22 protein-coding genes are annotated in these 26,100 nt (G+C 67.0%); 9 read left to right on the top strand and 13 right to left on the bottom strand.

The annotated features are described in order from the left end of the window. Positions 1 to 176 precede the first annotated feature (176 nt). From GQ56_RS0110285 to GQ56_RS0110270, 4 genes are all read left to right on the top strand, one after another. Positions 177 to 1,424, top strand: a complete 1,248-nt coding sequence (locus tag GQ56_RS0110285) for an ROK family protein (RefSeq protein ID WP_031398577.1) — start codon at positions 177 to 179, stop codon at positions 1,422 to 1,424. Next, on the top strand, positions 1,411 to 2,964 hold the full coding sequence (locus GQ56_RS0110280; RefSeq protein WP_031398576.1) for a sugar ABC transporter ATP-binding protein: 1,554 nt from the start codon (positions 1,411 to 1,413) through the stop codon (positions 2,962 to 2,964). Before GQ56_RS0110285 ends, GQ56_RS0110280 begins: the two co-directional genes overlap by 14 nt. 40 nt (positions 2,965 to 3,004) lie before the next feature. Then, positions 3,005 to 4,042: an ABC transporter permease subunit gene (locus GQ56_RS0110275; protein WP_031398575.1), complete on the top strand. Its 1,038-nt coding sequence runs from the start codon at positions 3,005 to 3,007 to the stop codon at positions 4,040 to 4,042. Between the two features lie 83 nt (positions 4,043 to 4,125). Next, a complete protein-coding gene (locus tag GQ56_RS0110270) occupies positions 4,126 to 5,070 on the top strand; it encodes an ABC transporter substrate-binding protein (protein ID WP_031398574.1) in 945 nt (314 codons plus the stop codon). Positions 5,071 to 5,283: 213 nt separating this feature from the next. On the opposite strand, the gene GQ56_RS0110265 is transcribed toward GQ56_RS0110270, so the two are convergent. The 3 genes from GQ56_RS0110265 to GQ56_RS0110255 all read right to left on the bottom strand — a co-directional run bounded on the left by GQ56_RS0110265 (position 5,284) and on the right by GQ56_RS0110255 (position 8,337). Beyond that, on the bottom strand, positions 5,284 to 7,020 hold the full coding sequence (locus GQ56_RS0110265) for a SulP family inorganic anion transporter (RefSeq protein ID WP_031398573.1): 1,737 nt from the start codon (positions 7,018 to 7,020) through the stop codon (positions 5,284 to 5,286). A 24-nt stretch (positions 7,021 to 7,044) separates the two neighbouring features. Continuing rightward, the gene (locus tag GQ56_RS0110260) at positions 7,045 to 7,671 is read right to left on the bottom strand and encodes a ParB-like protein (protein ID WP_031398572.1); all 627 of its coding nucleotides are present in this window, start codon (positions 7,669 to 7,671) and stop codon (positions 7,045 to 7,047) included. Between the two features lie 123 nt (positions 7,672 to 7,794). Beyond that, positions 7,795 to 8,337 (bottom strand): GNAT family N-acetyltransferase, encoded by a 543-nt coding sequence (locus GQ56_RS0110255; protein WP_031398571.1) that lies wholly within the window; start codon positions 8,335 to 8,337, stop codon positions 7,795 to 7,797. A gap of 281 nt (positions 8,338 to 8,618) precedes the next feature. Between GQ56_RS0110255 and GQ56_RS0110250 the strand changes: the two genes are divergently transcribed. From GQ56_RS0110250 to hfq, 5 genes are all read left to right on the top strand, one after another. Next, positions 8,619 to 9,839 (top strand): MFS transporter, encoded by a 1,221-nt coding sequence (locus GQ56_RS0110250; protein WP_031398570.1) that lies wholly within the window; start codon positions 8,619 to 8,621, stop codon positions 9,837 to 9,839. A 214-nt stretch (positions 9,840 to 10,053) separates the two neighbouring features. Beyond that, positions 10,054 to 10,875 carry a TetR/AcrR family transcriptional regulator gene (locus GQ56_RS0110245; protein ID WP_031398569.1) on the top strand — a complete coding sequence of 274 codons (822 nt, stop codon included), beginning with the start codon at positions 10,054 to 10,056 and terminating at the stop codon, positions 10,873 to 10,875. Positions 10,876 to 11,033: 158 nt separating this feature from the next. Then, complete coding sequence (locus GQ56_RS0110240; RefSeq protein WP_031398568.1) at positions 11,034 to 12,788, top strand: AMP-binding protein; 1,755 nt, start codon at positions 11,034 to 11,036, stop codon at positions 12,786 to 12,788. Between the two features lie 29 nt (positions 12,789 to 12,817). Continuing rightward, entirely contained in the window at positions 12,818 to 13,735 is a 918-nt protein-coding gene (locus GQ56_RS0110235; RefSeq protein WP_031398567.1) for a DUF1571 domain-containing protein, read from the top strand. Positions 13,736 to 14,184: 449 nt separating this feature from the next. Continuing rightward, a complete protein-coding gene (gene hfq / locus GQ56_RS0110225) occupies positions 14,185 to 14,793 on the top strand; it encodes an RNA chaperone Hfq (protein WP_031398566.1) in 609 nt (202 codons plus the stop codon). A gap of 82 nt (positions 14,794 to 14,875) precedes the next feature. Here the strand turns inward: hfq and GQ56_RS0110220 are convergent, their stop codons facing one another. The 10 genes from GQ56_RS0110220 to GQ56_RS0110175 all read right to left on the bottom strand — a co-directional run bounded on the left by GQ56_RS0110220 (position 14,876) and on the right by GQ56_RS0110175 (position 26,034). Then, on the bottom strand, positions 14,876 to 15,583 hold the full coding sequence (locus tag GQ56_RS0110220; protein WP_031398565.1) for a DUF2968 domain-containing protein: 708 nt from the start codon (positions 15,581 to 15,583) through the stop codon (positions 14,876 to 14,878). 54 nt (positions 15,584 to 15,637) lie between these two features. Then, entirely contained in the window at positions 15,638 to 17,029 is a 1,392-nt protein-coding gene (locus GQ56_RS0110215) for a sigma 54-interacting transcriptional regulator (protein ID WP_031398564.1), read from the bottom strand. 5 nt (positions 17,030 to 17,034) lie between these two features. Continuing rightward, positions 17,035 to 18,846 carry a TadG family pilus assembly protein gene (locus GQ56_RS0110210; RefSeq protein WP_031398563.1) on the bottom strand — a complete coding sequence of 604 codons (1,812 nt, stop codon included), beginning with the start codon at positions 18,844 to 18,846 and terminating at the stop codon, positions 17,035 to 17,037. Positions 18,847 to 18,858: 12 nt separating this feature from the next. Then, on the bottom strand, positions 18,859 to 19,179 hold the full coding sequence (locus GQ56_RS0110205; RefSeq protein ID WP_031398562.1) for a DUF3613 domain-containing protein: 321 nt from the start codon (positions 19,177 to 19,179) through the stop codon (positions 18,859 to 18,861). 23 nt (positions 19,180 to 19,202) lie between these two features. After that, a complete protein-coding gene (locus tag GQ56_RS0110200) occupies positions 19,203 to 20,030 on the bottom strand; it encodes a tetratricopeptide repeat protein (protein WP_031398561.1) in 828 nt (275 codons plus the stop codon). A gap of 29 nt (positions 20,031 to 20,059) precedes the next feature. Then, complete coding sequence (locus GQ56_RS0110195; RefSeq protein WP_031398560.1) at positions 20,060 to 21,055, bottom strand: type II secretion system F family protein; 996 nt, start codon at positions 21,053 to 21,055, stop codon at positions 20,060 to 20,062. A gap of 4 nt (positions 21,056 to 21,059) precedes the next feature. Further along, positions 21,060 to 22,040, bottom strand: coding sequence for a type II secretion system F family protein (locus tag GQ56_RS0110190; RefSeq protein ID WP_031398559.1), 981 nt, complete (start codon positions 22,038 to 22,040; stop codon positions 21,060 to 21,062). Continuing rightward, positions 22,033 to 23,376, bottom strand: coding sequence for a CpaF family protein (locus tag GQ56_RS0110185; protein WP_031398558.1), 1,344 nt, complete (start codon positions 23,374 to 23,376; stop codon positions 22,033 to 22,035). Before GQ56_RS0110185 ends, GQ56_RS0110190 begins: the two co-directional genes overlap by 8 nt. A gap of 3 nt (positions 23,377 to 23,379) precedes the next feature. Continuing rightward, complete coding sequence (locus tag GQ56_RS0110180; RefSeq protein WP_031398557.1) at positions 23,380 to 24,618, bottom strand: fimbrial protein; 1,239 nt, start codon at positions 24,616 to 24,618, stop codon at positions 23,380 to 23,382. 75 nt (positions 24,619 to 24,693) lie between these two features. Then, on the bottom strand, positions 24,694 to 26,034 hold the full coding sequence (locus tag GQ56_RS0110175) for a type II and III secretion system protein family protein (RefSeq protein ID WP_031398556.1): 1,341 nt from the start codon (positions 26,032 to 26,034) through the stop codon (positions 24,694 to 24,696). Between the last annotated feature and the right edge of the window lie 66 nt (positions 26,035 to 26,100).

Raw genomic sequence — 26,100 nt, 5'->3', positions numbered from 1 at the left:
CGCCGCCACGCGAACCCAAACGCGATCGATCCCCGTTCCCCGAAGTTCTCAGGCCGCCCTGCTCCACGACAAAACCGGGATTTCCCTAGGCTGACATGCCCGCATTCACGCGGTTAAATAAATCAACGTGATTTATTTAATGCGCCCTCCAGCGGCGCATCATGGAAGGAGACGCCATGAGAAGCCCGCACTTCGGCCAGGGAAGCAACTCGGCCAATGTGCGCCGTTATAACGAGCGCCTGCTGCTGAAGACGCTGCGCCGCGCAGGCAGCGCTTCGAAAGCCGACCTCGCCCGCCTCGCGAACATGACGGGCACGGCGGTCGGCAGCATCATCGCGTCGCTCGCCGACGCGAAGCTGATCGAATTCGCCGGCCGCACCGAAGGCCAGCGCGGCCAGCCGGCCTCGCTGATCCGCCTCGACCCGCGCGGCGCGTTCGGCATCGGCGTCCATCTCGACCGGATGCGCATCGAGACGGCGCTCGTCAATTTCGCCGGCGACGTGCTCGGCCGCCGCTCGCACGATACGCTGCTGCCGCCGCCTGCCGAGGTGCTCGAGATCGTCCGTCACGACATCGACGCGATGCAGGCCCTGCTCCCCGACCACGAACGCGCCCGCCTGACCGGCATCGGCGTCGCCCAGCCCTACAACCTCGGCGCATGGATGCGCGAACTCGGCCTCGCGCCCGACACGTTCCGCGCGTGGGAAGACGTCGATTTCGCAGCCGACCTCGGTCGCACGCTGTCGCTGCCCGTATTCGGCGAAAACGACGGCAACGCGGCCGCGATCGCCGAACTGTTCTACGGATACGGCCGGCAGTGCGACGACTTCGTCTACTTGTTCATCGGGCCGGCGATCGGCGGCGGCATCGCGATCGACGGCGACTGCCTGCGCGGCGTGACCGGCAATGCGGGCGACGTCGCGGTGATTCCCGTCCCGCCCAGCCGGCTCGCATCCGCACCGCCGCCGCGCGGCCCGTGGGACATCCTGCTCGCGCGCGCGTCGCTGCATGCGCTCGTGCGCCATTTGCGCCATCACGGCGAGACGGTCGAGAACCGCGCCGATCTCGAAACCTGCATCGCCCGCGGGCTGCCGGCCGTCGACGAATGGATCGACGACTGCGTCGATGCGCTCGCGCCGGCGTTGCGCGCGGTGCTGTGCGTGGTCGACGCGCCGGTGGTGGTGCTCGACGCCGATACCGACGCCGGCCTGCTGGACGCGGTCTCGACGCGCCTGCGCTCGGCGCTGGTTGCCACCGCGCCCGAAGCGCGCGGCACGCCGACGCTCGTGCGCGGCACGTTCGGCGCCGACGCCGGCGCGATCGGGGCCGCCACGCTGCCGATGTATTTCAACTTCTCCCCGCGGGCCGGCATCCTCAAGGGCGCCCGCACCGACTCGCAGGAGGTCAACCATGTCGCGATCTGAGTCGCCTCGCCCATTGCTCGAAATGCGCGGGATCAGCAAGACGTTCCCGGCCGTGCGCGCGCTCGACAACGTCAGCCTGACCGTCTATCCCGGCGAGATCCATTCGCTGATGGGCGAGAACGGCGCGGGCAAATCGACGCTGATGAAGATCCTGTCGGGCGCGTACCGCGCCGACGCCGGCGGCGAGATCCTGATCGACGGCCAGCGCATCGACGTCGACGGCCCGCTCGCCGCGCGCGACGCCGGCGTCGCGGTGATCTATCAGGAGCTGTGCCTGTCGCCGAACCTGACGGTCGCGGAGAACATCTACATCGGCCGCGAACTGCGGCGCGGCAACCGGCGCTGGGGCACCATCGACCGCGCGGCAATGGCGCGCGGCTGCCAAGATGTGCTCGCGCGCCTGGGCGCATCGTTCGGGCCCGACACGCTCGTCGACACGCTGTCGATCGCGGAGCAGCAGCTCGTCGAGATCGCACGCGCCGTGCACACCCGCGCGCGCATTCTCGTGATGGACGAGCCGACCACGCCGCTGTCGTCGCGCGAGACCGAGCACCTGTTCCGCCTGATCCGCCAGTTGCGCGAGGAAGGTCTCGCGATCATCTACATCAGCCACCGGATGGCGGAGATCTACGAACTGTCCGACCGCGTGTCGGTGCTGCGCGACGGCGCCTACGTCGGCACGCTCGAACGCGCGTCGCTGTCGGCCGAGCGTCTCGTCGCGATGATGGTCGGCCGTGACATCTCCGGCTTCTACAAGAAGGAACACGCGGCGTACGACCCCGGCCACCTGCTGCTGTCGGTCCGCGACGTCGCGGACGGCGCCCGCGTGCGCGGCTGCAGCCTCGACCTGCATGCCGGCGAGGTGCTCGGCATCGCCGGGCTGGTCGGCGCGGGCCGCACCGAACTCGCGCGACTGATCTTCGGCGCCGAACCGCGCGTGCGCGGCGACGTGAAGATCGGCGAGCGCACGTTCGGCGCGCATTCGCCGCGCGACGCGATCGACGCGGGCCTCGTCTACCTGACCGAGGACCGCAAGCGCCAGGGCCTGTTCCTCGACATGAGCGTGCGCGACAACATCAACATCTCGGTCTGCAACCGCGATGCACGGCTCGGCGCACTCGATCTCGCGCGCGGCGCCGAACGCGCGCGCGACGCGATCGCCTCGCTGTCGATCCGCGTCCCCCACGCGAACGTCAACGTCGGCGCACTGTCGGGCGGCAACCAGCAGAAAGTGCTGCTGTCGCGCCTGCTCGAGACGAAGCCGCGCGTGCTGATCCTCGACGAACCGACGCGCGGCGTCGACATCGGCGCGAAATCCGAGATCTACCGGATCATCAACGAGCTGGCCCGCGCCGGCGTGGGCGTGATCGTGATCTCGAGCGAACTGCCGGAGATCATCGGCGTTGCCGACCGCGTGCTCGTGATGCGCGAAGGCGAGATCGCGGGCGAGCTCGGCGGTCACACGCACACGCCCATCACGCAGGAAGCGATCATCGCGCTCGCAACCGGCTCGCAGGCCGAACTTGCCGACGCGCACTGAGCGCCGCTCTTTCATTCCCCTCTACCTTCAGGTTAGCGAAATGATCAACCCGACCAAGCAGCGGAACCTCGCGTCCGCGACGGCCCATCCGGTGGGCGATCGTACTCCCCAGTTGCGCGCCACCGATCATCGCGCCCGCATGCAGTCGCTGATCCGCACCGCCGGCATGCTGCCGGTGCTGCTGGCCCTGTGCGTCGGCTTCGGCTTTCTGACCGACGGCTTCTTCACGCTGCAGAACCTGTCGATCGTCACGCAGCAGGCATCGATCAACATCGTGCTCGCCGCCGGCATGACCTTCGTGATCCTGACGGGCGGCATCGACCTGTCGGTCGGCTCGGTGCTGGCCGCCGCGGCCGTCGCGGCACTGCTCGCGTCGACCATCCCCGGCTGGGGCTGGCTCGGCGTGCCGTTCGCGCTCGTCGTGGGCCTCGCGTTCGGCGCGATCAACGGCGGCCTGATCTCGTTCCTGCGCCTGCCGCCGTTCATCGTCACGCTCGGCGCAATGACGGCCGTACGCGGCGTCGCACGACTGATCGGCAACGACACGACCGTGTTCAATCCGCAACTGCCGTTCGCGTTCATCGGCAACGGCACGATCCTCGGCGTGCCGTGGCTCGTCGTGATCGCGTGCGCGGTGATCGCGATCTCGTGGTTCATCCTGCGCCGCACGGTGCTCGGGATGCGGATCTATTCAGTCGGCGGCAACCCGGAAGCCGCCCGCCTGTCGGGCATCAACGTGCGCGGGATCCAGATGTTCGTGTACGCGGCGTCGGGCCTGCTCGCCGGCCTCGGCGCGGTGATGTCGGCCGCCCGGCTCTATGCGGCCAACGGCCTGCAGCTCGGCCAGTCCTACGAACTCGACGCGATCGCCGCGGTGATTCTCGGCGGCACGAGCTTCGTCGGCGGCGTCGGCTCGATCGTCGGCACCCTGATCGGCGCGCTGATCATCGCGGTACTGACGAACGGGCTCGTGCTGCTCGGCGTATCCGACATCTGGCAATACATCATCAAGGGGCTCGTGATCATCGGCGCCGTCGCGCTCGATCGCTATCGCCAGCGCGATTCGGCGCGAACCTGACACCCCGCTCGCCCATTCGCCTCGCGGCGCAGGCAGGCTCGCCCGCGCCCGTTCATATACCTACCTCACGGAGACACCACGACATGTTCAAGCACAAAGCCGCCCTGAGCGCCGTCGCCTGCGCGCTCGCCTTCGGGACTTGCGCCGCGCACGCGGCCGACAAGCCGCTCAAATCGATCGGCGTCACGGTCGGGTCGCTCGGCAACCCGTACTTCGTCACGATCGTCAAGGGCGCCGAAGCGCGCGCCAGGCAGATCAATCCGAACGCGAAAGTCACGGCCGTGTCGGCCGACTACGACCTGAACAAGCAGTTCACGCAGATCGACAACTTCATCTCCGCGCATGTCGACATGATCCTGCTCAACGCGACCGACCCGAAAGCGATCGAGCCGGCGGTCAGGAAAGCGCAGGCGGCCGGCATCACCGTCGTCGCGGTCGACGTCGCGGCGGCCGGCGCCAACGCCACCGTGCAGACCAACAACGTGAAGGCCGGCGAGCTGGCGTGCGACTACATCGCGAAGAAACTCAACGGCAAGGGCAACGTGATCATCGAGAACGGCCCGCAGGTATCGGCCGTGATCGATCGCGTCAACGGCTGCAAGACCGTGCTCGGGAAAAACGCGGGCATCAAGCTGCTGTCGAGCGACCAGGACGGCAAGGGCTCGCGCGAAGGCGGAATGAACGCGATGCAGGGTTACCTGACGCGCTTCCCGAAACTCGATGCGGTCTTCACGATCAACGACCCGCAGGCGATCGGCAGCGATCTCGCCGCGAAACAGCTGAACCGTCCGGGCATCGTGATCACGTCGGTGGACGGCGCGCCCGATATCGAGGTGGCGCTCAAGAGCAACACGCTGGTGCAGGCATCGTCGAGCCAGGACCCGTGGGCGATGGCGCAGCAGGCCGTCAACGTCGGCTACGGGATCATGAACGGCCAGAAGCCGGCCAACCCGATGATCCTGATCGAGCCGACGCTCATCACGCGCGACAACGTGAAGGGCTACAAGGGCTGGAGCACGCCGCGCTGATCGCACCCACCGCCGCGTAACCCGGCGCTGCCGCGGCGCGCATTGCCGCGCGCGTCGGCACCGCCGGGCATCGGCACGATTCCGCCGCGTGTGCGGCGGTCGCCTGTGCGCACACTGGCGCCTATGCCCCGACGGCGGCCGAAGTCGGGGACATGATCGATCGCGCCGCCGAAGCCGCGGCATCGTGGCAAGCCGCGCCGGCGCGCCAGCGTGTCACGCGGCGGGCGTTCCGCCGCTGCCGTTCGGCGGGACGCCCGCCTGCAGCAGTTGCAGGCTCTCGTCGACGCTCAGCTCGGACATCGCATCGTCGCGCAGCGTATCGTCCGCCGCGCGGCGCAGCGCATGCAGCGCGTGCACCTTGAGCCGCACGATTGCGAGCCGCAGCCCGCGCGCCGTGCACTCCGCCGCGAACGTGCGCAGCGATTCGATCGTCGTGCCGTCGACGTCGGGCGTTTCCTCGAGACTCAGCATCACGGTGCGCGTGTCCGGCGCGGCGGCCATCAGCGCACGCACGCGGTTCAGCATCCGGTCCGCGTTCGCGAAGAACAGCTGCGCCTCGGGCCGCACGATCAGTACGCCCGGCACCGGCTTCGCATCGGCATGGCTCGCGACGTCGACGAAATCGTGACTGTCGCGCAGCCTGCCCAGCACGCTGACATTCGGCTCGGAAAGCTTGCGCAGCGTCAGCAGCAGGCTCACGCCGATGGCTGCGAGCAGGCCGTGCAGCACGCCGAGCACGAGCACCGCGAGCAGCGCGGCAAGCACGACGAGCCGGTCGCGATGCCAGGCCCAGTAAGGCCGGAATACGGACGGATGCAGCGAGTGGCTGACCGCGAAGATCACGATCGCCGCGAGCACCGGCTCCGGCGTGCGCGCGAGCTGCGGCAGCAGCAGCCAGACGATCAGCGCGACCACGCCCGCCGCCCACAGGCCGGCAAAGCGCGACTGCGCGCCGGCCGCCTCGTTCGCCGAGGTGGCCGAATAGCCGGCGCCGACCGGCATCCCGTGCAGCAGGCCGGACACGAGATTCGCGCAGCCGAGCGCGACGAGGTCGCGGTTCGGCGACACGCTGTCGCCATGCTTCAGCGCGAAATTGCGGATCGATCCATACGATTCCGCATACAGGATCAGCATCAGGGCAAACGCCAGCTCGACCGTCTGCATCCACCCGTTGCGGTCGAGGTTCGGCAGGCCGAACTCGATGTGCCGGAAGTCGATATGGCCGACGACGGCGATGCCGTACCGCTGCCAGTCGATCGCGTAGCCGGCCGCGATCGACAGCACGATCACGACGAGCGTCGCGGGCACGCGCGAGCGCCGCCCGAGCACGAACAGCAACGCCAGCGCGGTCGCGCCGAGCGCCACGCTCGCGAGGTTCGCATGCGGCGCGCCGGTGATCAGGTCGAGCGCGACATGCGGCGCATCGCTATGCGCCACCGAAATCGCGAGAATCTTCGGCAACTGCTTGATGACGATCGTCAGCGCGAGACCGAATGTGAAGCCCCGCAGCACCGGCCGCGCGACGAAGTCCGACATGCCGCCGAGCCGCGCCGCGCCCGCCAGGATGAACAGCACGCCGGTCATCGCGACAAGCGCCGCCGCGAGAGCGAGCTGCGCGGCGAGCGCCATGCCCGACTCCGCGAGTACGGTCGCCGCGAGCACGGCGGCCGACGACGACGTCGACGACACGATCGCGAAGCGGCTGCTGCCGGTGCACGCATAGACGACCAGCCCCGCCAGCAGCGCGATGAGACCGGCCTGCGGCGGCAGGTTGGCCAGCCCCGCATACGCGACCGCCTCGGGTATCAGCAGGCCGGCGATCGACAGGCCGGCCAGCGCATCGAGGCCGAGGCGCCGCGAAGGCGGCGGCGGCGACGACGCCGCGTCGCGCACGGAAAAATGGTCGGCATGCTGCGGGCCGGCATCGGGGCGGATCGGAGCGGTCGTCATGAGGCGGTCGGCGCCGGGCGGCGGTCAGGGTTTGACGGCGATGACGCCCGACCAGCCGGGCAGATAGCGTGCGTCCTGTTCGTGCGCGCGATGCAGTGCGATATCGAGCGCCTTCGCGAAGTTCTTGCGGATCTGGTCGAGCGACACGTGCTGGCGCAGGTAGTCGGCCCACAGGAATTCGCTGAACGGCGTCGCGTCCTTCGCATAGCCGCCCGCCGTGCGCAGCTCGCCGGCAAGGCTGCGGTACGGGTCGTCCTCGAGCGCCGTCAGCGCCTTGGGCAAATGCGCATAGTCGCGCCGCGACCCGTCCGGGCCGAACGGATGCACCCACTGGTTGTGTTCCATCATCCGCCAGAAGATCGTGTCGTCGAGCCACGACAGGTCCTTCAGCAGCATCGCGTTGACGCGCGACTCGCCTTCCTCGATCAACGCAAGGCCGAGATGGTGGTGATCGGTGATGTAGTGCAGCCCGTCCGGGCCGAGGACGGCCGGGAACCAGTGCGATTCGATCGCGGCCTTGCGCGCGCGCTTGTTGAGCGCCTTCCAGTGCTTGCGCTTCGCCTTGACTTCACGGTATCCCACCGTCATCTGCGTCGGACGCAGCGCGTCGAGCCGGACGGGAATGAGATGAACGTCGTTGCCCAGTGCCATGGTCGTACCCCATGTTGCGAAATTCCGGCAACGATACTCCTGATCGCACGAATCGTTAAGACGTATTGACCTCGTACACGTTCGATTGACGATCTCTGACAACCCCGCGCGCGGCACGCTGCGCTACGTACGCAGATCGTTGCGCTCGAGACGATGCCGGATGTAAGGGATGCCGTCGTGCACGACGCTCACGCGGCGCATGCCGAGCTTGCGCGCGACGTTCAGCGAACCGCTGTTGGCCTCCGCGATATCGGCGATCACGCGCGGCAGGCGCACGGTGTCGAACGCGTGGCGCACGACCGCCGCCGCCGCCTCGCTCGCGAAGCCGCGCCCCCAGGTCGCGCGCACCAGCCGCCAGCCGATCTCGACGTCACGCGCGCCGCCGGCGTAATCGGGAATCAGCAAAATCCAGCCGATGAACGCATCGGGCGCGGCCTTCTCGAAGATCGACCAGTAGCCGAGGCCCGGCGGGTAATCGCGCGTGATCCGGTGCACGACGAAACGCCGATGCTCGACGGGATCGTTCCACGGACCCGCGATGTGCCGGGTGACCTCGGGATCGCGATCCATCGCGATGCACGCATCGAGATCGGCGAGCACGCGCGGACGCAGCCACAGCCGGGCCGTCTCGAGCACCGGCAACGCGGCGGCGGAAGGTTCGATCATCTGGACTCCTGAGTCGGTGGCGAGGCGCGCCGGGCGAGCGACAAAACAATACGAATCGCCTTCCGGAATGATACAGATACCTGTCATTCCGCTCGCGCGGCACCGTTTCCATTTTCGCAACAGCACATTTCCTAGGGATTATTCCCGATTCGACGTTATCGCGCCCCACATCGTCCTGTACCGCGGCCTACACTCGATCAATGCCCCCCGCACCGCGCGCAAGCCGGGCCGGTATCCGCATGCACATCGCGAGCGCGCAAGCCAACGAGGAGACCTCGGACATGAGCTGGACACGCGAGCAACGCAACGTCACGATCGCCGCCTACCTGGGCTGGACGCTCGATGCGTTCGATTTTTTCCTGATGGTTTTCGTCTTGAAGGACATCGCCGCCGAATTCGGGTCGACGATCCCCACCGTCGCGTTCGCGCTCACGCTGACGCTCGCGATGCGCCCGCTCGGCGCGCTGATCTTCGGCCGGCTCGCCGACCGCTTCGGCCGCCGCCCGACGCTGATGGTCAACATCGCCTGCTATTCGCTGCTCGAACTCGCGTCGGGTTTCGCACCGAGCCTGACCGCGCTGCTCGTGTTGCGTGCGCTGTTCGGCGTCGCGATGGGCGGCGAATGGGGCGTCGGCTCCGCGCTGACGATGGAAACCGTGCCGACCCATGCGCGCGGCGTCGTGTCGGGGCTCCTGCAGGCCGGCTATCCGAGCGGATACCTGCTCGCGTCCGTCGTGTTCGGCCTGTTCTACCAGTACATCGGCTGGCGCGGGATGTTCATGGTCGGCGTGCTGCCCGCGCTGCTCGTGCTGTACGTGCGCTCGCACGTGCCCGAATCGCCGGCGTGGAAACAGATGGAGAAGCGTCCGCGTCCGAGCCTCGGAACCACGCTGCAGCAGAACTGGAAGCTCACGATCTACGCGATCGTGCTGATGACCGCGTTCAATTTCTTCTCGCACGGCACGCAGGATCTCTATCCGACGTTCCTGCGCGAACAGCATCACTTCGATCCGCATACCGTGTCGTGGATCACGATCGTGCTGAACCTCGGCGCGATCGTCGGCGGCCTGTCGTTCGGCGCGATTTCGGAGCGGATCGGCCGGCGTCGCGCGATCTTCATCGCCGCGCTGATCGCGCTGCCGGTGCTGCCGCTCTGGGCGTTCTCGAGCGGCCCGGTTGCGCTCGCCGCGGGAGCGTTCCTGATGCAGATCTCGGTACAGGGCGCATGGGGCGTGATCCCCGTGCACCTGAACGAGATCTCGCCCGACGAAATCCGCGCGACTTTTCCCGGCGTCGTCTATCAGCTCGGCAACCTGCTCGCATCGGGCAACGCGACGATGCAGGCCTCGCTCGCCGTATCGCACAACAACAATTACAGCTTCGCGCTCGCGCTCGTGGCCGGCATCGTCGCCGTCGCGATCGCCGTGCTGATCCTGTTCAGCCGCGAGCGGCGCGGCATCGACATGACGCAATCGGTCAATACGCGTAGCACGGTCGGCTGAGCCCGCGCATTGCCGCATCGCATCATCGTGCGTGCCCCGCCCTGCGGGGCCACGCGCGATAGTTTCCGCATCCGCACATCGAACTAGAGGAATTTGTCCAGATTCCCCGCTTGCCCGCCCCGCCCGCGATTTTTTATCTTAATAAAAACGACTGTTTGAATCGGACAATCAAATCACCTGTTCGCGGCCGGGCAACCGGCATGGGAGGCGGAACATGGCAGTAAGTCAGGAGGGACGTCCATCCGCGGGACGACCGTCCGGGGCGCGGTCATCCGGCACTCGGCAGACCGGCGGGACGAAGGCGCGCATCCTCGATGCGGCCGAGGATCTGTTCATCGAGCATGGCTTCGAGGCGATGTCGATGCGCCAGATCACCTCGCGCGCGGCGGTCAACCTCGCCGCAGTCAACTATCACTTCGGCAGCAAGGAGGCGCTGATCCACGCGATGCTGTCGCGCCGTCTCGATCAGCTCAACCAGGAGCGCCTCGGCATCCTCGACCGCTTCGATGCGCAGCTCGGCACGCACATCACCTGCGAGCACGTGCTCGGCGCGATGTTCATTCCGGCGCTGAAGGCGTCGCGCAACCCGGAACGCGGCGGCCCCGGATTCCTGCGGCTGATCGGCCGCGCGTACACCGATCCGTCGCCGTTCGTGCGCAACTTCCTGACCGCGCACTATGCCAGCGTGGCAGGCCGCTTCTTCGATGCATTCCAGCGCGCGTTGCCGCACCTGCCGCGCACGGAGCTCGGCTGGCGGCTGCATTTCGCGATCGGCGCATTGTCCGGCGCGCTTGCCGGCGCCGAAACCGAAAGCCTGATCGACGAGTTCTCGCAAGGCCGTACGATGAACGACGTGCAGATGATCGCGCGGCTGTCGTCGCTGATCGTCGCCGCGCTGAAGGCGCCGATGCCCGACAGCGCGCAACTGTCGATCTTCGCGGCGGTGCTGGACGACGCAGGGGCAAGCGAAGCGCTCGGGCTGCCGTCGTCGGGCGCGGCCATCGCCGATACGGCGACACTGCATTCCACGAACTGAGCGCGCGAGGCCACGCGCAGCTTTCCGTTCACGATTTGATTGAAACGCGCGGTCAGGCAGGGCGTCGAGGCGCCCGCGCCGGTCGACCGTGCAGCCACGAGGCGCGGGCAGGCGCGCAACGCCCGCCCTCGCCGAGAGCCCAAGACCGGAGACATGTCATGTCATCTTCCGCAGCAACCGCAGCGGCCCAGGTTCCGCCAAATACCGACGGCATCTGGTACGCGTCCTACCCGCCCGGCGTTCCGCACGACATCGACGTCACGCAATACGCGTCGCTCGTCCAGTTCTTCGACGAATGCACGACGCGCTTCGCCGACCGTGTCGCCTACGTGAGCGCAGGCGCTTCGATGACCTATCGCTCGCTCGCGCACAAGGTCGACGCATTCGCGTCGTACCTGCAAAGCCTCGGCGTGAAACCCGGCGACCGCGTCGCGATCATGCTGCCGAACACGTTCCAGTACCCGGTCGCGCTGTTCGGCACGCTGAAGGCCGGCGCGATCGTCGTCAACGTCAATCCGCTCTACACCGCACGCGAACTCAAGCACCAGCTGAAGGACAGCGGCGCGCAGACGATCGTCGTGTTCGAGAACTTCGCGCGTACGCTGCAGGACGCGCTGCCGGAAACTCAGGTGAAGCACATCGTCGTCACCGCGCTCGGCGACCTGCTCGCCGACGGCTTCAATGCGAAAGGACGCCTGATCAATTTCGTGCTGAAGCACGTGAAGAAACTCGTGCCGGCCTACCACCTGCCGCAGGCCACCCGGCTGCGTTCGGCCCTCGCGCTCGGCGCGCGCGGCACGCTCCGGCCGGTGCAGCCGACGCGCGACGATCTCGCGTTCCTGCAGTACACGGGCGGCACGACCGGCGTCGCGAAGGGCGCGATGCTCACGCACGGCAACCTGATCGCGAACCTGCTGCAGGCGAAGGCATGGATCGCCGACCAGGTGTCGGGCGACGTCGAGACCGTGCTCACGCCGCTACCGCTGTATCACATCTATTCGCTGACGGTGAACGCGTTCATCTTCATGGGACTCGGCGGGCGCAACATCCTGATCGCGAACCCGCGCGACATGAAGATGGTGATGAAGATCATCCGCAACGAGACATTCACGGGAATCACCGGCATCAACACGCTGTACAACGCGTTCCTCGACAACGAGGAATTCCGCAACCGGGATTTCTCGAAGCTGAAGCTCGCGATGGCGGGCGGGATGGCGATGCAGCGTGCGGTCGCGGAGCGCTTCCAGCAGGTGACGGGCCGGCCGGTCGTCGAAGGCTACGGCCTGACCGAATGCTCGCCGATCGTCACGATGAACCCCGTGGACCTGAACGACATGGCCGCGTTCAGCGGTTCGGTCGGCCTGCCCGCCCCGTCCACCGTCGTGCGCTTTCGCCGCGAGGACGGCACCTGGGCCGCCATCGGCGAGCCGGGCGAGCTGTGCGTGCACGGTCCGCAGGTGATGCGCGGCTACTGGCAGCGCCCCGACGAGACGGCCAAGGTGATCGACGCCGACGGCTGGCTCGGCACCGGCGACATCGGCGTGATGGACGAGCGCGGCTTCATCCGCCTGATCGACCGCAAGAAGGACATGATCCTCGTGTCCGGCTTCAACGTGTATCCGAACGAGATCGAGGAAGTGCTCGTGATGCATCCGGGCATCAGCGAAGCCGCGGCGATCGGCATTCCGGACGAGGTGCAGGGCGAACGGATCAAGGTGTTCGTGGTGCGTCGCGACCCGTCGCTGACGGTCGACGACGTGCTCGCGCACTGCCGCAAGAACCTCACCGGCTACAAGATGCCGAAATTCGTCGAGTTTCGCGACGCCCTGCCGCAGACGAACGTCGGCAAGATCCTGCGCCGCGCGCTGCGCGACGAGGAGCTCGCCAAAATCAAGGCCGCGAAGCAGGGCTGAACGATCCATCGCTCCGGGAGACGCCGTCGATGAACGAAGGAAGCAAGCGCCTCGCACGGCATGCCGCCGTCGCGGCAGTCGCATGCCTGCTGGCGCTCGTCCAGGCCGGCCCGCATGCCCAGGAAACGGCCGACGCCGCAAGCACGCCGCCGGGCGTCGCGCTGCCGGCGGAACTCGCGAGGGTCGTGCGCGACCCGGTCGCGCAGCAGGCGCGCTGGCTGCGCGCGGCCGCGCAACGCGGCACGCTCGCGCAGCTCGACGACGCGACGCTCACGGCGCTCTTCAGGGCGCTCGATCCGCTCGCCGTGCCGCTGTATATCCGGAACGGTCCGAACGGCTATCCGTCCTACCAGTTCACGATGGTGCGCCAGGAGCGCATCAGCGGGAAATGGTCCGATACGCCCGACCGCATGCTCGTGAAGACCACGCGCGAGCCGCTGCGCGTCTATGCGAAATGGCTGCCGGGCGGAGCGCATGCCGGACAGGAAACCATCTACGACTCGACGCAGCGCAAGGACGAGATGTACGGCCATCTGGGCGGCCTGCTCGGCAAGATTCCGCTGTGGACGGCGATCGACGGCGCACTCGCGCGCGCCCAGTCGAATCACCAGGTGAAGGATCTGGGTACCGAGTTCATCACGAACCTGTACCTGACCGAAGGGAAGAAATACCTGGAAGCCGGCGTGCAGCGGCCGACCGACGTGGAGGCCCGGACCGTCGGCGGCGTGCGCGTCGTCGCGCTCACCTACGAAACGCCGGGCGGCCGGCCGCAGTTCTACGCGAAGAAGGAAGTCCTCGGTCTCGACCTGCACGCGCCCTATTTCCGGACCGTCGAATCCTACGACAACGACGGCAGGATCTTCGAGCGGATCGTCATCGAGAAGATTGCGCCGGCGACGCTCGACGACACCGCATTCGATCCGAAGAACCCCGACTACGCGTTCTGATGCCTGCCGGCAGGATCGGCGTCGGGCTCCATCGATGCCGTCGTCGCGGCCGCCTTCATGGCCGGTTGCGGCGCCCGCGTGAATCGCAGCAACCGGGCGGCCGGCACCGGTCGCCGGGTCGACAGGCCGCCCGCCCCACCCGGCTCGCCGCCTGTCGTTCATGTCCCGGATCCCCGACAGGCCGCCCGTCAGTCGTCTCCTTGGTTGCCGCTCGCGCACCAACGCGATGCAGCGTTGCATGAGTCGTAACGCAGCGTAACGAATGCACGCCTGTCATTCGGTCTAATCGCGAAAATGCGCCGAACCGTCTATAGTGGGTTACGGTTCGACACAATCGTGACTGCGCGCTTCCCGATCGAACAGGGTAAAATCCCGCCAAACACCTTGTGGACGAACACGCCACACACACGCACAACATATTCTCTGACGCAGGCTCCTGCCGCACCTCAATGGCCAATCCCGCAGAATCCCATCCGCAAAACGACTTCATCAATTCGGCGCGCAAGGAACGCAAGCGCGTTGAAATCTATCTCGTCAACGGCATTCGTCTGACGGGATGTATCGAGTCGTTCGACCAGTACCTGGTGATGCTGCGCACCCCTGTGGGTCTGCAAGGCATCTACAAACGCGCCATTTCCACGATCCAGCTCGACACCGGCGGCTCGCGCCCGGGCGGCGGCGGCCCCCGCGGCCCGCGCACCGGCGGGCGCCCCGGCGGCCGTGAAGGCGGCGGCCACAGCCCGTACGGCTCGCACGGCGGCCCGCGCGAATCGCGCGGCGACGGCGGCGGCTACGGCTCCCGCGAGCCGCGTGAAGGCTATGGCTCACGCGAACCGCGCGAGGGCTACGGCTCCCGCGAGCCGCGCGAAGGCTACGGCTCCCGCGAGCCGCGCGAAGGCTACGGCGCACCGCGCGAGCCCCGCGAACCGCGCGAAAACTACGGCGCGCCGCGCGACAGCGGCGACGCATCCGGCCACGCATCGCCGTCGGATTCCCGCAGCGGCAACGGGCCGGTCATCGTCACGCGCCGCCGGCGAATCGTGCCGGACGGCCAGTAAAACAAAAGGGCAAGCCAACCGGCTTGCCCTTTTTACTTGGCCGGCCGGCGCGGCATGTCGCCGCACCGCCGATCGTTTCAGCTCAGCGCGCCGTCGTCGGCAGGCCGGCGTCGGCCTCGCGCTGCAGCGAACGCACCTGCTGCTGCAACGCCCGCAGTTGCGACTGAAGCTCGGCCTGTTGCGCCTGCAGGGCGGCCGTCTCGCCGCGTACGCTCTTCTGGCGATCCGTGACCGCCGCCTGCTGCTGGCGTGCGATCGAGATATCGGCCTGCAGGCGCCGCGCGCGATCCTGCGTGACTTCGATCTGCTTGTCCATCTGCGCCTTCTGCGATTCCAGCTTTGCCGCCCGCAGTTCGTTCACGGCCAGCCGCTCCGCCTGGCGCGAGAAATCGCGATAGATCGCTTCCGCACGCGTTTCGTCGAAAGTCTTGATCACGCGCCAGAATGCCTTTTGCTGGAACAGCGCGATGAAGTATGCCCCGTCCTTTACGTTGAACAGCAGGCTCGCGCCATAGCTGCCGTTGTAGCTCGTGCGCATCTCCGTCAGCGAGCGCGCCTGGATCTGGCGCTGCAGGTCGTCCACCGTACTCGGCCCCGTCGTGTCGCCCGCCTGCGGCTGAATCGACGTCTGAGCCTGCGGATCGATCACCGGAATCGCTGCGACCGGCGCCGACGCCTGCTGTACCGCCGGCGAACCGCTGTCCGCCAGGCTCTGCGCATATGCGCCTTGCATGCCTCCCACCATGGCGAGCAACATGCACGCCCTTCCCAACCCCGTCATATGGTTCATGAAGTTCAATTCCCGCCCGAGTCGTTGTAATTCAGCGCGATTTTATCTCATTAATTACTCGTTTTCGCGGGTCTCGGGCTCCTCGTCGAATATCTGATACTTGCGCATTTTTTCCCACAGTACCTTGCGGCTGATGCCGAGCTGCTGCGCCGTGTCCTGACGCCGCCAGCCATTGGCGTCGAGCGCCGCGATGACGCGGTTGCGCTCGTTCATGTCCCACTTGCTGCGATCGACGAAGACCTCGGCCGCGCTCTCCACCGGCACCGGCTGCGCCGAGCTGCGCGCGTGCGCAATCAGCCGCTGCAGCCGCGCCGCATCCCACCCGCCCGTCTGCCGCACCGTCACCCCGACGCGCTCGGCGAGGTTGCGCAACTCACGCACATTACCGGGGAAATAGCTGTCCGCGACCGAATCCGTCAACCAGTACGGCAGATCGGACAACTGAGCGAGGCGGTCCTCGCCGACAACCTGCGCGACGAACGACTTGAACAGCGCGATCTTGTCGACCGCGCCGCGCTCTTCCAGCGACGGAATGCTCAGCTCGATCACGGCGAGCCGGTAATAGAGATCGGCGCGGAACAGGCCGTCCTTCACGAGTTGCGGCAGCTTCTTGTTGCTGGCCGCGACCAGGCGGAAATCGACCTTGACCGGCGTCGTCGCACCGACGCGCAGCACCGCGCCGTCCTCGAGCACGCGCAGCAGCTTGACCTGCTGGTACAGCGGCAGGTCGCCGACTTCGTCGAGGAACAGCGTGCCGCCGCCCGCCTGCTCGAAATACCCTTTATGCGCAACAACCGCGCCCGTAAACGACCCTTTCGCGTGGCCGAAGAACAGCGATTCGAACAGGCCGTCGGGAATCGCGCCGCAGTTCACCGGCACGAATTCGCCGTGCCGGTAACGCGAGTGCTTTTCGTGCAGCAGTTGCGCGATGCGCTCCTTGCCGACGCCGGTCTCGCCGTGCAGCAGTACGTTGGTGTCGCAGTCGGCGAACGTATCGACTTCGTGCAGCAGCGCCTGCATCGATTCCGAATGCGCGACGAGTTCGGACGGCTGCGACGTTTCGGCCGCGTGCGCACGCAGCTGCGTGACCAGCTTGCCGATCATGCCGCGCAGCTCGGCGCACGTGAAGTCGAGCGGCAGGATGTGCGAGTACTCGGGCGGATACTGCGACGCGTCGTGATCGCGCGCCGCGCCGACCCAGACGACCGGCATGCCGATGTTGGCCTGCCAGTCGCGCAGGAAAGCCGCGCCGATCTCGATCATCGTCACGCTGATGATCGCCAGCGACGGCCTCAATGCGGCGCGCTCGGGCGAGATCTCCGCATTGTCGGCGCGAATCACTTCGACGTCGAAGCTCGCCATGCAGCGGGCGACGCGGTCGACGATGTCCGCCTTGCCTTCCCAGACGTACAGGTCGAGCTCTTCGATTGCGGGCGTATTTCTCATCTTCTTCAATAAACCGTTTGGGCAACCCCGCAACTGAGCGAGATCTGATGGACCGTCGCCGCGCCCACCTGGACGCCGAGGAGATTCAGCAGCGGAACGAGGACGGCGTCCAGGCTCGACAGGAGCGGACCAAGCAGGCCGCTCAAGAAGGTGAGCAACGTGGACACGAAATTCCCCGGAACCGTCAGGACGGGGATGCCTAACAAGCTGAGGTTGACGCTGATATTCGCGGCCGCGAGTTGCGTCAGTGCCGAGCTGAGGGCCGAACCGAGCGCATTCGAGTTCACCGTCCAGTAGTCCGCATCGAGTCCCGGCACGCCGCTGAACGTATTCGACTGGGCGGCACCTTGCACCTGAACCGATATGTTGGACATGGAGACCGTCAACTGTGCAAGCCCGAGAACGTTGGCATTGATGATCTGCGCGGGCGACGCACAACTGTAATTCGACGACAGGCTGATCTGGCCGGACGCATTGAGCGGCGGCTTGCCGATACACAGATTGGCCACACCCGGTTGCGCGGTAATGACGACCGTGCTTGCCGCCTGCGTCGACGCGCATTGCGTCGAATTCAACGTCGCGGTGCCGGTGCCGACTTGCAGATACACCGGCAGGTTGACGTCGACATTCACGTTCAGCACGTTCAGCAACGCGCCGAGCAGCGGCAACTGTGCCGTGCCGAGGTCGACATTCAGATACACCCCCACCGCGGCGGTCGAAGCCTTGGTTCGCCAGGTTCCGGTCGACGGATCGATCCCGCCTTCGCCGATCCCGATCGCCGGCGGACTGATGATCTGCACCTGAAGCTGCGTCCCCGTCAGCCCGCCGAGATTCAGCGACGGCACATTGACCGTGATCGCCGGCTGGCCCGCTGCCGCGATCTCCGCCCCGACGAGCAGCAGGTCGAGCAGGTCCACTTGCGCGTTGACCGCCGCCTGCGTGTCTGCAAGCGCGACGTTCAGCAATCCGTTCACTCCGCCGAGGCCGATCGATGTGCCCGGAATGTTGGCATTCAGGATCGCCTGCAGCGTGGCGAGGCTCGCCTGCAGGTTCACGTTCGCGACGGCCGTCTGCGTTGCCGCATTCACCATCAGCTGCACCAGTTGCGGCAACGTGAGCTTCAGCGCGAGCAACTGGTCGACCGTGCCGACGCCCGCCGCCACGACGAGGTCGCCGACGGTCACGTTCGTACAGGCGAGCGCTTGATACGACCCGATGTTCAGGTTCAGGTTGGCGCCGAGCAGTGCACCGATCAGCCCGTTGACGAGCCCCGGATTGCCGGAAGTCGGCGCGGACCCGCCGGCGCAGCCGACGCCGCCCAGCGCGGCAAGCGTTGCGCCGACCGAGAAGGTATCGATGTTCGTCGAGCGCGCGGTCGATACCGCGGACACCGTTTGCAGCGGGCCGACGAAGAAGAACGGCACCTGGCGCGAGACGGTCACCCGGGCCGCGTTCAACTGCGTGGTCCCGGCGGTCGCGGCAGCGTAATAACTGGGGGCCGCGTTGACCGCCGTATCCCAGCGGCCGCACTGGATGGCAATCGTGTCGCCGTTCGCCGTATTGAGCCCGTTCGACTGCGCGTTGTTGGTCGCGGTGATGGTCGGTTGCCCGCAGGCGTCATCCATGCGCTGCACGGCCGCGAGCGCGGCCATGTCGGCAATCCGTTGCATGTCCCGACGCTGGAAAAAGAGATTGCCGACGCCAATGGCGCCAAGCGTCGTCACGGCAATCAGCAGCGCGATGATTGCCATCACCGAGAATGTGCCCCGCTGCCTTGACGCAAGGCGGAATGCACCGCCGCCGTGTCGGGTAGTCACCGTCTTGCTCCGTCAGTGTGCGAGGTCGCCGCCGGACTGTCCGCCGCTTCCGCCGCCGCTGCCGCCGCCGCCCGACCCCGACATCGTCCCGTACCACTGCGGAATCGGCGCCTTGAACGAATTGAGATAGCGTTGGTAGGCATACGTGCCGGCCGCGCCGTCGATCGGCTGGGGCGTGGCGGCCGCGCGATTCGAGCGCTGCAGGTCGAGCCACGCATTCGTCGCATGATCGATTTCGGACGCCGGCGGCTTGCCTTGCGCATGCGCGACGCCCGAGCAAAGCGCGAACGCGATGCACGCGGCACACATGCGGATTGGGGAAAGGTGAAACATGATGGTCTCCGTGAATAGCGTCGTTATCGCGCGAACCGCTGCAGCAGCGGCGCGGCAAGATCGAAATTGTCGCTGCTCGCAACCGACGGCACGGACGCATTGCCGGGCACGCGTACGGCTGCCAGTTGCTTCGCGCGCATCGCGGCCGCGACCTTCGTCTCGTCATCCTGAATCTCGCCGCGCACCGCGGGCGAAAGCTTCTGCTCGTCCATCAGCCGCCGCGCTTCCTTCCCATGCCCGCTCGCGAGCAGATAAAGCACGAAGTTGCTGAGGATTTTCGGATTCTTCTGCTCGAGTTCCGCGGCCTTCAGCAGCGGCACGCGTGCGCCTGCCAGATCGCCTTCACGCATCTTCGAATACGCGAGATCGGACAGCGTCGCCGCATCGGTCGGCGCCAGCACCGTCGCCTGCTCGAGCTGCTGCGCGGCGAGTGCGAAATTGCCGCGCGCGCCGGCAGTCAGGCCCAGCCCGCGATAGCCGCGCGCGGCAAGCGGCGTCGTCAGGAGCTTCGTATAGGCGGCCACGCCCTCGTCGTACTGGCCGGTCGCCCGCAATGCGTCGGCGCGCAGCAGGATCGTGTCCGGCGATGCGCCATATTGCTTCTCGTACTGGTCGATGTGCGCCAGCGACGCAAAATACAGCCCCTGGCCCTGCATCCGTTCGATCAGGCCCAGATACATGCCCGGTGTATCGGGCGGCGCGTTCTTGTCGGCAGCCGCCTGCATCAGCGCGCCGCGTTCGGCCTGCGGACCGATCCCGTACCCGGACTCCTTGAACAGCGAGCACCCGCTGGCGAGCAACGTGAACGCCGTCGCGCCTGCGATCGTGCCGATCCAGCCAAATCGTTTCATCTCGTATCGCTCCTTCCCTTCGGGCCGCGTCAGTGCTGAATCGCGGCAAGCGCGGACAGCACGGTCATGATCCCGGGCCCCGCGGTGACGATCAACAATGCCGGCAACAGCGTGATGATCATCACGCCAGTCATCTTCACCGTCAGGCGGCCGATCTGCTCGCGCAACGTCGCACGACGCCCTTCGCGCAGCCGATCGCCGAACTGTTTCAGCGGCTCCTGAACCGCGCCGCCGTGTTTGTCCACCTGGATCAGCAGCCGCACGATCGCGCGCAGATCCTCGTTGTCGAAACTGTTCGTGAGGCGTTGCAGCGATTGTTCGCGCGTGCGTCCCGCCGCGAACTGCCGCTGGGCAACGCCCAGCTCCCACGACAGCACAGGCAGCATGGTTTGAAAATCGTGCGTGACGACCTGGATGCTCTGGTCGAGCGACAGGCCGACCCCCTGCAACAGCCGCAGCATGTCGACGAGCAGCGGCAATTCGGCCGCAATGCTCTGCCGGCGGGCGGTGGCGCGCCGGCGCACGTAGATCTTCGGCAGCATGTAGCCGGCGACCAGCGCGACGGAGATCCAGAGCAGCCAGCGCCCTTCCTGACCACGACTGATCAGCACCAGCACCGCGAGCAGCGGCAGCACGATCGCGCACGCGATGCGCGCGCTGACGAACAGCGCCCTGGCACGAACGTCGACAAAGCCACATTGCTCCAGCAGTTGACGATCCTCGTCGGCGATCAGATAACGGCTGAAGCCGGTTTCGAGCCACCGCATCCCGACGTTCTCGAAACGCGCGCGCAGCCCGGCGAAACGGACGCGCGGCGCAGCGGGCGCGGCATCCCGCGCCGGTTCGGTCGAACCGGCGCGCGCGGCCGCCGCTTCCATCGCCGCCGTCCGGCGGTCGAGCGCATTCACCAGCGCGCGTTCGGCACGTTGCACAAGCAGGGCGCGCACGATCGCCAGCGCGGCAAGCAGCAGCACGCCGACCGATCCGAGCACCAGCGCAAGTGCGCCTAAACGGTTTGCATCCATCGATTCACCTCAACCGCGCGAGCCGGTACAACCAGAAGCCGCCCATCGCCTGCAACCCGAATGCCAGATAGATCAGTTGGCGGCCGGCATCGTCGCTCCACATCGCCGTGAAATAGCGCGGACTCGTGGCGATGACGAAGCTGCCGACCGCGATCGGCAACAGCGCGAGCACCCATGCAGACAGCCGGGTCTCGGCCGACATGGCGGACAGCTCGCGTTCGGCTTGCTCGAGGTCGCGCATGAACGTCGACATCCGGTCGAGCATCACGTCCGCCCGCCCGCCGTAACGGACCGACAGGCGCAGCACCGCGCCGACCAGCTCGAATTCGCGGATCCGGTACGCGTGTGCGATGTGCAGCATCGCGCGATCGATCTCGACACCGGAGCGCAGCCCCTGCGACACGTCGTCGAGGCAGCGGCGCAGCGGCATCTCGGTCGTCTGAAGCGCCGACTGGAACGCGGCCGGCACGCTGTTTCCAAGCGTCACCAGCCGCACGATCCCGTCGAGGAACGACGGCAACTGCCGGACGATCTTCAGGCGGCGCCGGCTGATGCGCGACGTGATCCACAGCACGACGATCACGCCGCCCCCCACGAGTGCGGCCGCGGCCGCAAGCACGCCGCCGGCCACGCCGGCCCACAGCACGAGCAGTGCGATGACGACCAGCGCCAGCACGAGGCCGGCGCGAATTTCATCGAGGCCGGCACGATCGGACAGCACTTTCCACGCGGCGCCCACCGACGCGCGCCAGCGCGCGAACCCTTGCTGCGACTCCTGCGCATTCGCCGTACCGGCCGCCGCGGCACGCGCATTGCGCGCGTCGCCGGCCGGCGCCGCGGCGCGCGCGCCCTGTCCCACCCGGCTGTCGAAGAACCGTTGCGCATGCGCGCGTCCCTCGCGAACCTGGCTTCCGCGCCACAACAGCAAGCCGGCCGCCGCGCAGATCAGCGCGAACATCAGTGCCAGCAAGGTGGCGCTAGACATTGAAGCCTCCGCCCCGCCCGAAGTTGGCGCCGAACCCGCCGCCGCTCGCCACGAGCGTATTGCGGAAGCGCGCGAGCTTCGGCGAATGCGGATGAATGCCGAGCGACTCCCAGTGATCGACCTCGTCGCCCTCCGGCGTGACGCGCGCCTCGTAGCGGTACAGTTCCTGGGTCGATACGATGTTGTCCGACATGCCGGTGACTTCGGTGATCGACAGGATCCGCCGGCGGCCGTTGGACAGCCGGCCGATCTGCACGATGAAATCGATCGCGTTGGCGATCTGCCGGCGCAGGCTTGCCTCGGTGCCCTGGAAACCGGCGAAGCCGGCAAGCATCTCGAGCCGGTACAGACATTCGCGCGGCGAACTCGCGTGCACGGTGCCCATCGATCCGTCGTGGCCGGTATTCATCGCCTGCAGCATTTCGAGCACTTCGCCGCCGCGCACTTCGCCGACGATGATGCGGTCCGGCCGCATCCGCAACGTGTTGCGCAGCAGGTCGCGAATCGTCACGACACCGCTGCCGTCGAAGCCACCGGGGCGGCTCTCGAGCCGTACGACGTGCGGGTGATTCAGCGACAGCTCGGCCGTATCCTCGATCGTCACGACGCGCTCCGCCAACGGGATGTGGAACGCAAGCGCATTCAGCAGCGACGTCTTGCCCGAGCTGGTGCCGCCCGACACGAGGATGTTGCAGCGCGCCTCGACCGCGGCCTCGAGCAGCCGCCCGATTTCCTCGTTGAAGGTGCCGTTGCCCAGCAGATCCTCGGGCTTCAGCGGGTCCTTGCGGAACTTCCGGATCGATACGACCGGCCCGTCGATCGACAGCGGCTCGATGACCACGTTGACGCGCCCGCCGTCGGGCAGCCGCGCGTCGACCATCGGATTCGATTCGTCGAGCCGTCGGCCGACCGGCGCGAGAATCCGTCGCACGATCCGCAGCAGATGGGCGTTATCGGTGAAACGGATCGGCAGTTTCGACAGAATCCCGTGCCGCGACACATAGATGTCGTTGTAGCCGTTGATCAGGATGTCCTCGACGTGCGGGTCGCCCAGCAGGTCCTCGATCGGCCCGAATCCGGCGAGCTCCTTCGTCAGCGCCTCGGCAACCTCGCGCACCTCGCTCTCGTTGAGCGGGATCCGCCGCAGCCGCACGAAGCTGTCGATCTCGAGATCGACGAACTGGTTGATCGCTTGCCGCGACCAGCGGCCGAATTCGGCGCCCAGTTCCTCGATCCGCGTGAGCAGATGCTCGTGCGCGGCATTCTTGATGTCGTGGAACTGTTGCGTTTGCGAGAACGGGGCTGCGCCGTCGGCAAATTGAATGTCGTGTGCCATCGCTTACGACCGCTTCGAAGAGGATTGAATGATTCGCCTGAGTGCCGAGAGGCCGCCCGCAGTCCGCGGTGCCGGCCCCGGCGTCGGAGTACCCGCGAGGCGCTCGACCAGCGGCCCGAGCGCCCGCACGTACGGATCGCGTTCCGCGACCTCTGCAATCAGCTTGCCCTGGTTCGCCGCATGCCCGATCGACACGCGTCGGGACGGCAGCGTCGCGACCAGCGACAGTTCGAGCCGCTCGGCGATCTGCGCCGGCATCAGCCCGAGCTCGGCGTCGAACTGGTTGACGACGAGCCTGATCCGCTCGGTCGCGGCGCCCGCCTCGCGCAAGCCGTCCAGCATCTCGACCGCCGACACGACCGACGCCACGCCCTGATCGCAGATGAGCCAGGCCTCGTCGGCAAGATTCACGACCTGCGCGACGAATTCCCGATTCGGGAAACCGCCGAGATCGACGATCTGGTGATCGAAAAACGCGCGCAACCGGTTCAGCAACGCCGCGCACGACGCCGTCGCCACCTCGCGCAGATCGGCGAGGTTCGGCGGCAACGTCGTCAGCGCGACGCCGCTCGCATGGCGCGCGAGTGCAGTCGTCACGAACGTGCGGTCGATGCGGCGCAGGTTGCGCACGGCCTCGACGAAATGGAATTCGCAGCGCGTATTCAGGAACAGCGCGCCGTCGCCGGCCGGCAACCCGAGATCGAGGAGCGCCGCCGCGTGAGCGGGATCGGCGGTTCGCCGCTGCATCAGTACCGACAGGTTCGCGGCCAGCGTGCTCACGCCCATCCCGGCGCGCGCACCCAGCAACGCAGTGACCTTGCCGTGACGGTTCGCCGGCTCGCCGACGTTGTCGAGCAACACGCGCGTGATGCGCAGCGCCTCGTCGGCAGATGCGGAAAAGTCGACGAAGTCGCGCACGCCCGCGCGCAGCGCGGCAAGCGCACCCTCCGGTTGCGCGAGCGAACCCAGCGCGACGACCGGCACGCCCGGGTGCGACTGGCGCACGGCGGCGACCACCGTGCTCGCCACCGCGCAATCACCCGAAAAATCGATGAATACCAGGGCCGGATTCAATACGCCGATGCGCTGCGTCAGCGCCGCGCCGTCGAGCCGAGTCCCCTCGACCGAGCCGACCGAGACCAGCGACTGGGACAGCCATTGCACATGCTCCGTCAGTGACGACGCGCATACGAAGTAGTCGGTAACGGCGGGCTCAGCCAAAGAAAAGGTTCTCGCATTCATTTCGGATACTCACGATGAAGCAAGGCATCGCGTCGCGCGCGACGGCCTGTGCTGTCCCGTAACGATTCGGCGCGCTCATTTCGAGAACCCCGGCCCGGCATCCGGCGACGCGATGCCGCCCAGATACGAACGCCACACCGGCCCGTCGCGCTGCTCGGACAGTTCGCCCGGCGTCGCCGGCAGCGGCGCGCCCTGCGCGATCGGTGCGACGAGATGCGGCGTAACGATGATCACGAGCTCCTTGTCGTTCTGCTGGTAACTCAGATTCTTGAAGAACGCGCCGATGATGGGCAGGTCGCCCAGGAACGGCACCTTGTTGACGTTGGAGGTGGTCTCGCGGTCGATCAGGCCGCCGATCACGAAGCTCTCGCCGTCGCCGAGTTCGACCGTCGTGTCCGCGCGCCGCGTCGTCAGCGCAGGCACCTGCACGCCGTTGATCGTGATCGAGTGGACGAAGTCGAGCTGGCTCGACTCGGGCGCGACCTTCAACGCGATCCGGCGCGGATTCAGCACGGTCGGCGTGACGGTCAGCCCAACGCCATAAGGCTTCCAGTCGATCGAGATCGTGCCCAGCGATTGCGGCACCGGCACCGGGATCTCGCCACCCGCGAGGAAGTTCGCACTCTGGCCGGACAACGCGACGAGCGTCGGCTGGGCGAGCACGCGGGCGAGATTGTTCGCCTCGAGAATCGACAGGTCGGCGAACAGCCCGCGCGACACCGAATTGACGACCAGGTTGAAGGCCGACGAAATCGGCACGTTCGTGTTGTACGTCAGCGCGCCGCCGGGGTTGCCGGTAATCGACGTCAGCCCGGTCGGCGCGAATGCGCCGAACGAGAAACCGTTGCTCTGCTTGAAGAAGTTGAGACCGGCCTGCTTCAGCACCGAGCGGCTGAATTCGACGACGCGCACGTCGACCTGCACGACGTTCTTGCCGGAAATCGTCGATGCATCCACGGTCGTCCCGTCCTTGCCGCTGAGCGTATTCGCCGCATGGACCGCCCGCTGATGCCCCTCGAGCGTCCCGGACGCACCGCCGATCACCGTCGCGCCGCCGTACGTATTCACGTTCGGGGTCGTGCCGTCGAGCAATGCGCGCGCCGCACCGTTCGTGACATTCACGTTGTAGATGGTCGGCTCGTCACGGCCGCGTTCCCAGATCATCACATTCGTCGTCCCTGCACTCTTCGCGACGAGCAGCACGCCGCCGCGCCCGCCCTTCACGACCAGCACGTCGGCAACCGCCGGATCGCCGACAGCAACCCGCTGCAGCTCGCGCCCCATCGCAAGCTGCTTTTGTGCGCCGATCGCCAGGCTGATCGTGCCGCTCGTGCCGTTGGTATCGGCCGCGTCCGACAGCGGCGGCATGGCCAGCGCGCTCAATGCAATAGCAAATCCAATCAGTTTCTTTTTCATTGTTTTGGAGGCATCGGACCGCCCCCCTTCTCTGGTTGTCGTCTACGTCCTGCTCAATAGGCGACC

The sequence above is a fragment of the Burkholderia paludis genome, assembly GCF_000732615.1.
GTDB classification, from domain to species: domain Bacteria; phylum Pseudomonadota; class Gammaproteobacteria; order Burkholderiales; family Burkholderiaceae; genus Burkholderia; species Burkholderia paludis.
This window is presented reverse-complemented; position numbering and strand designations above follow the sequence as displayed.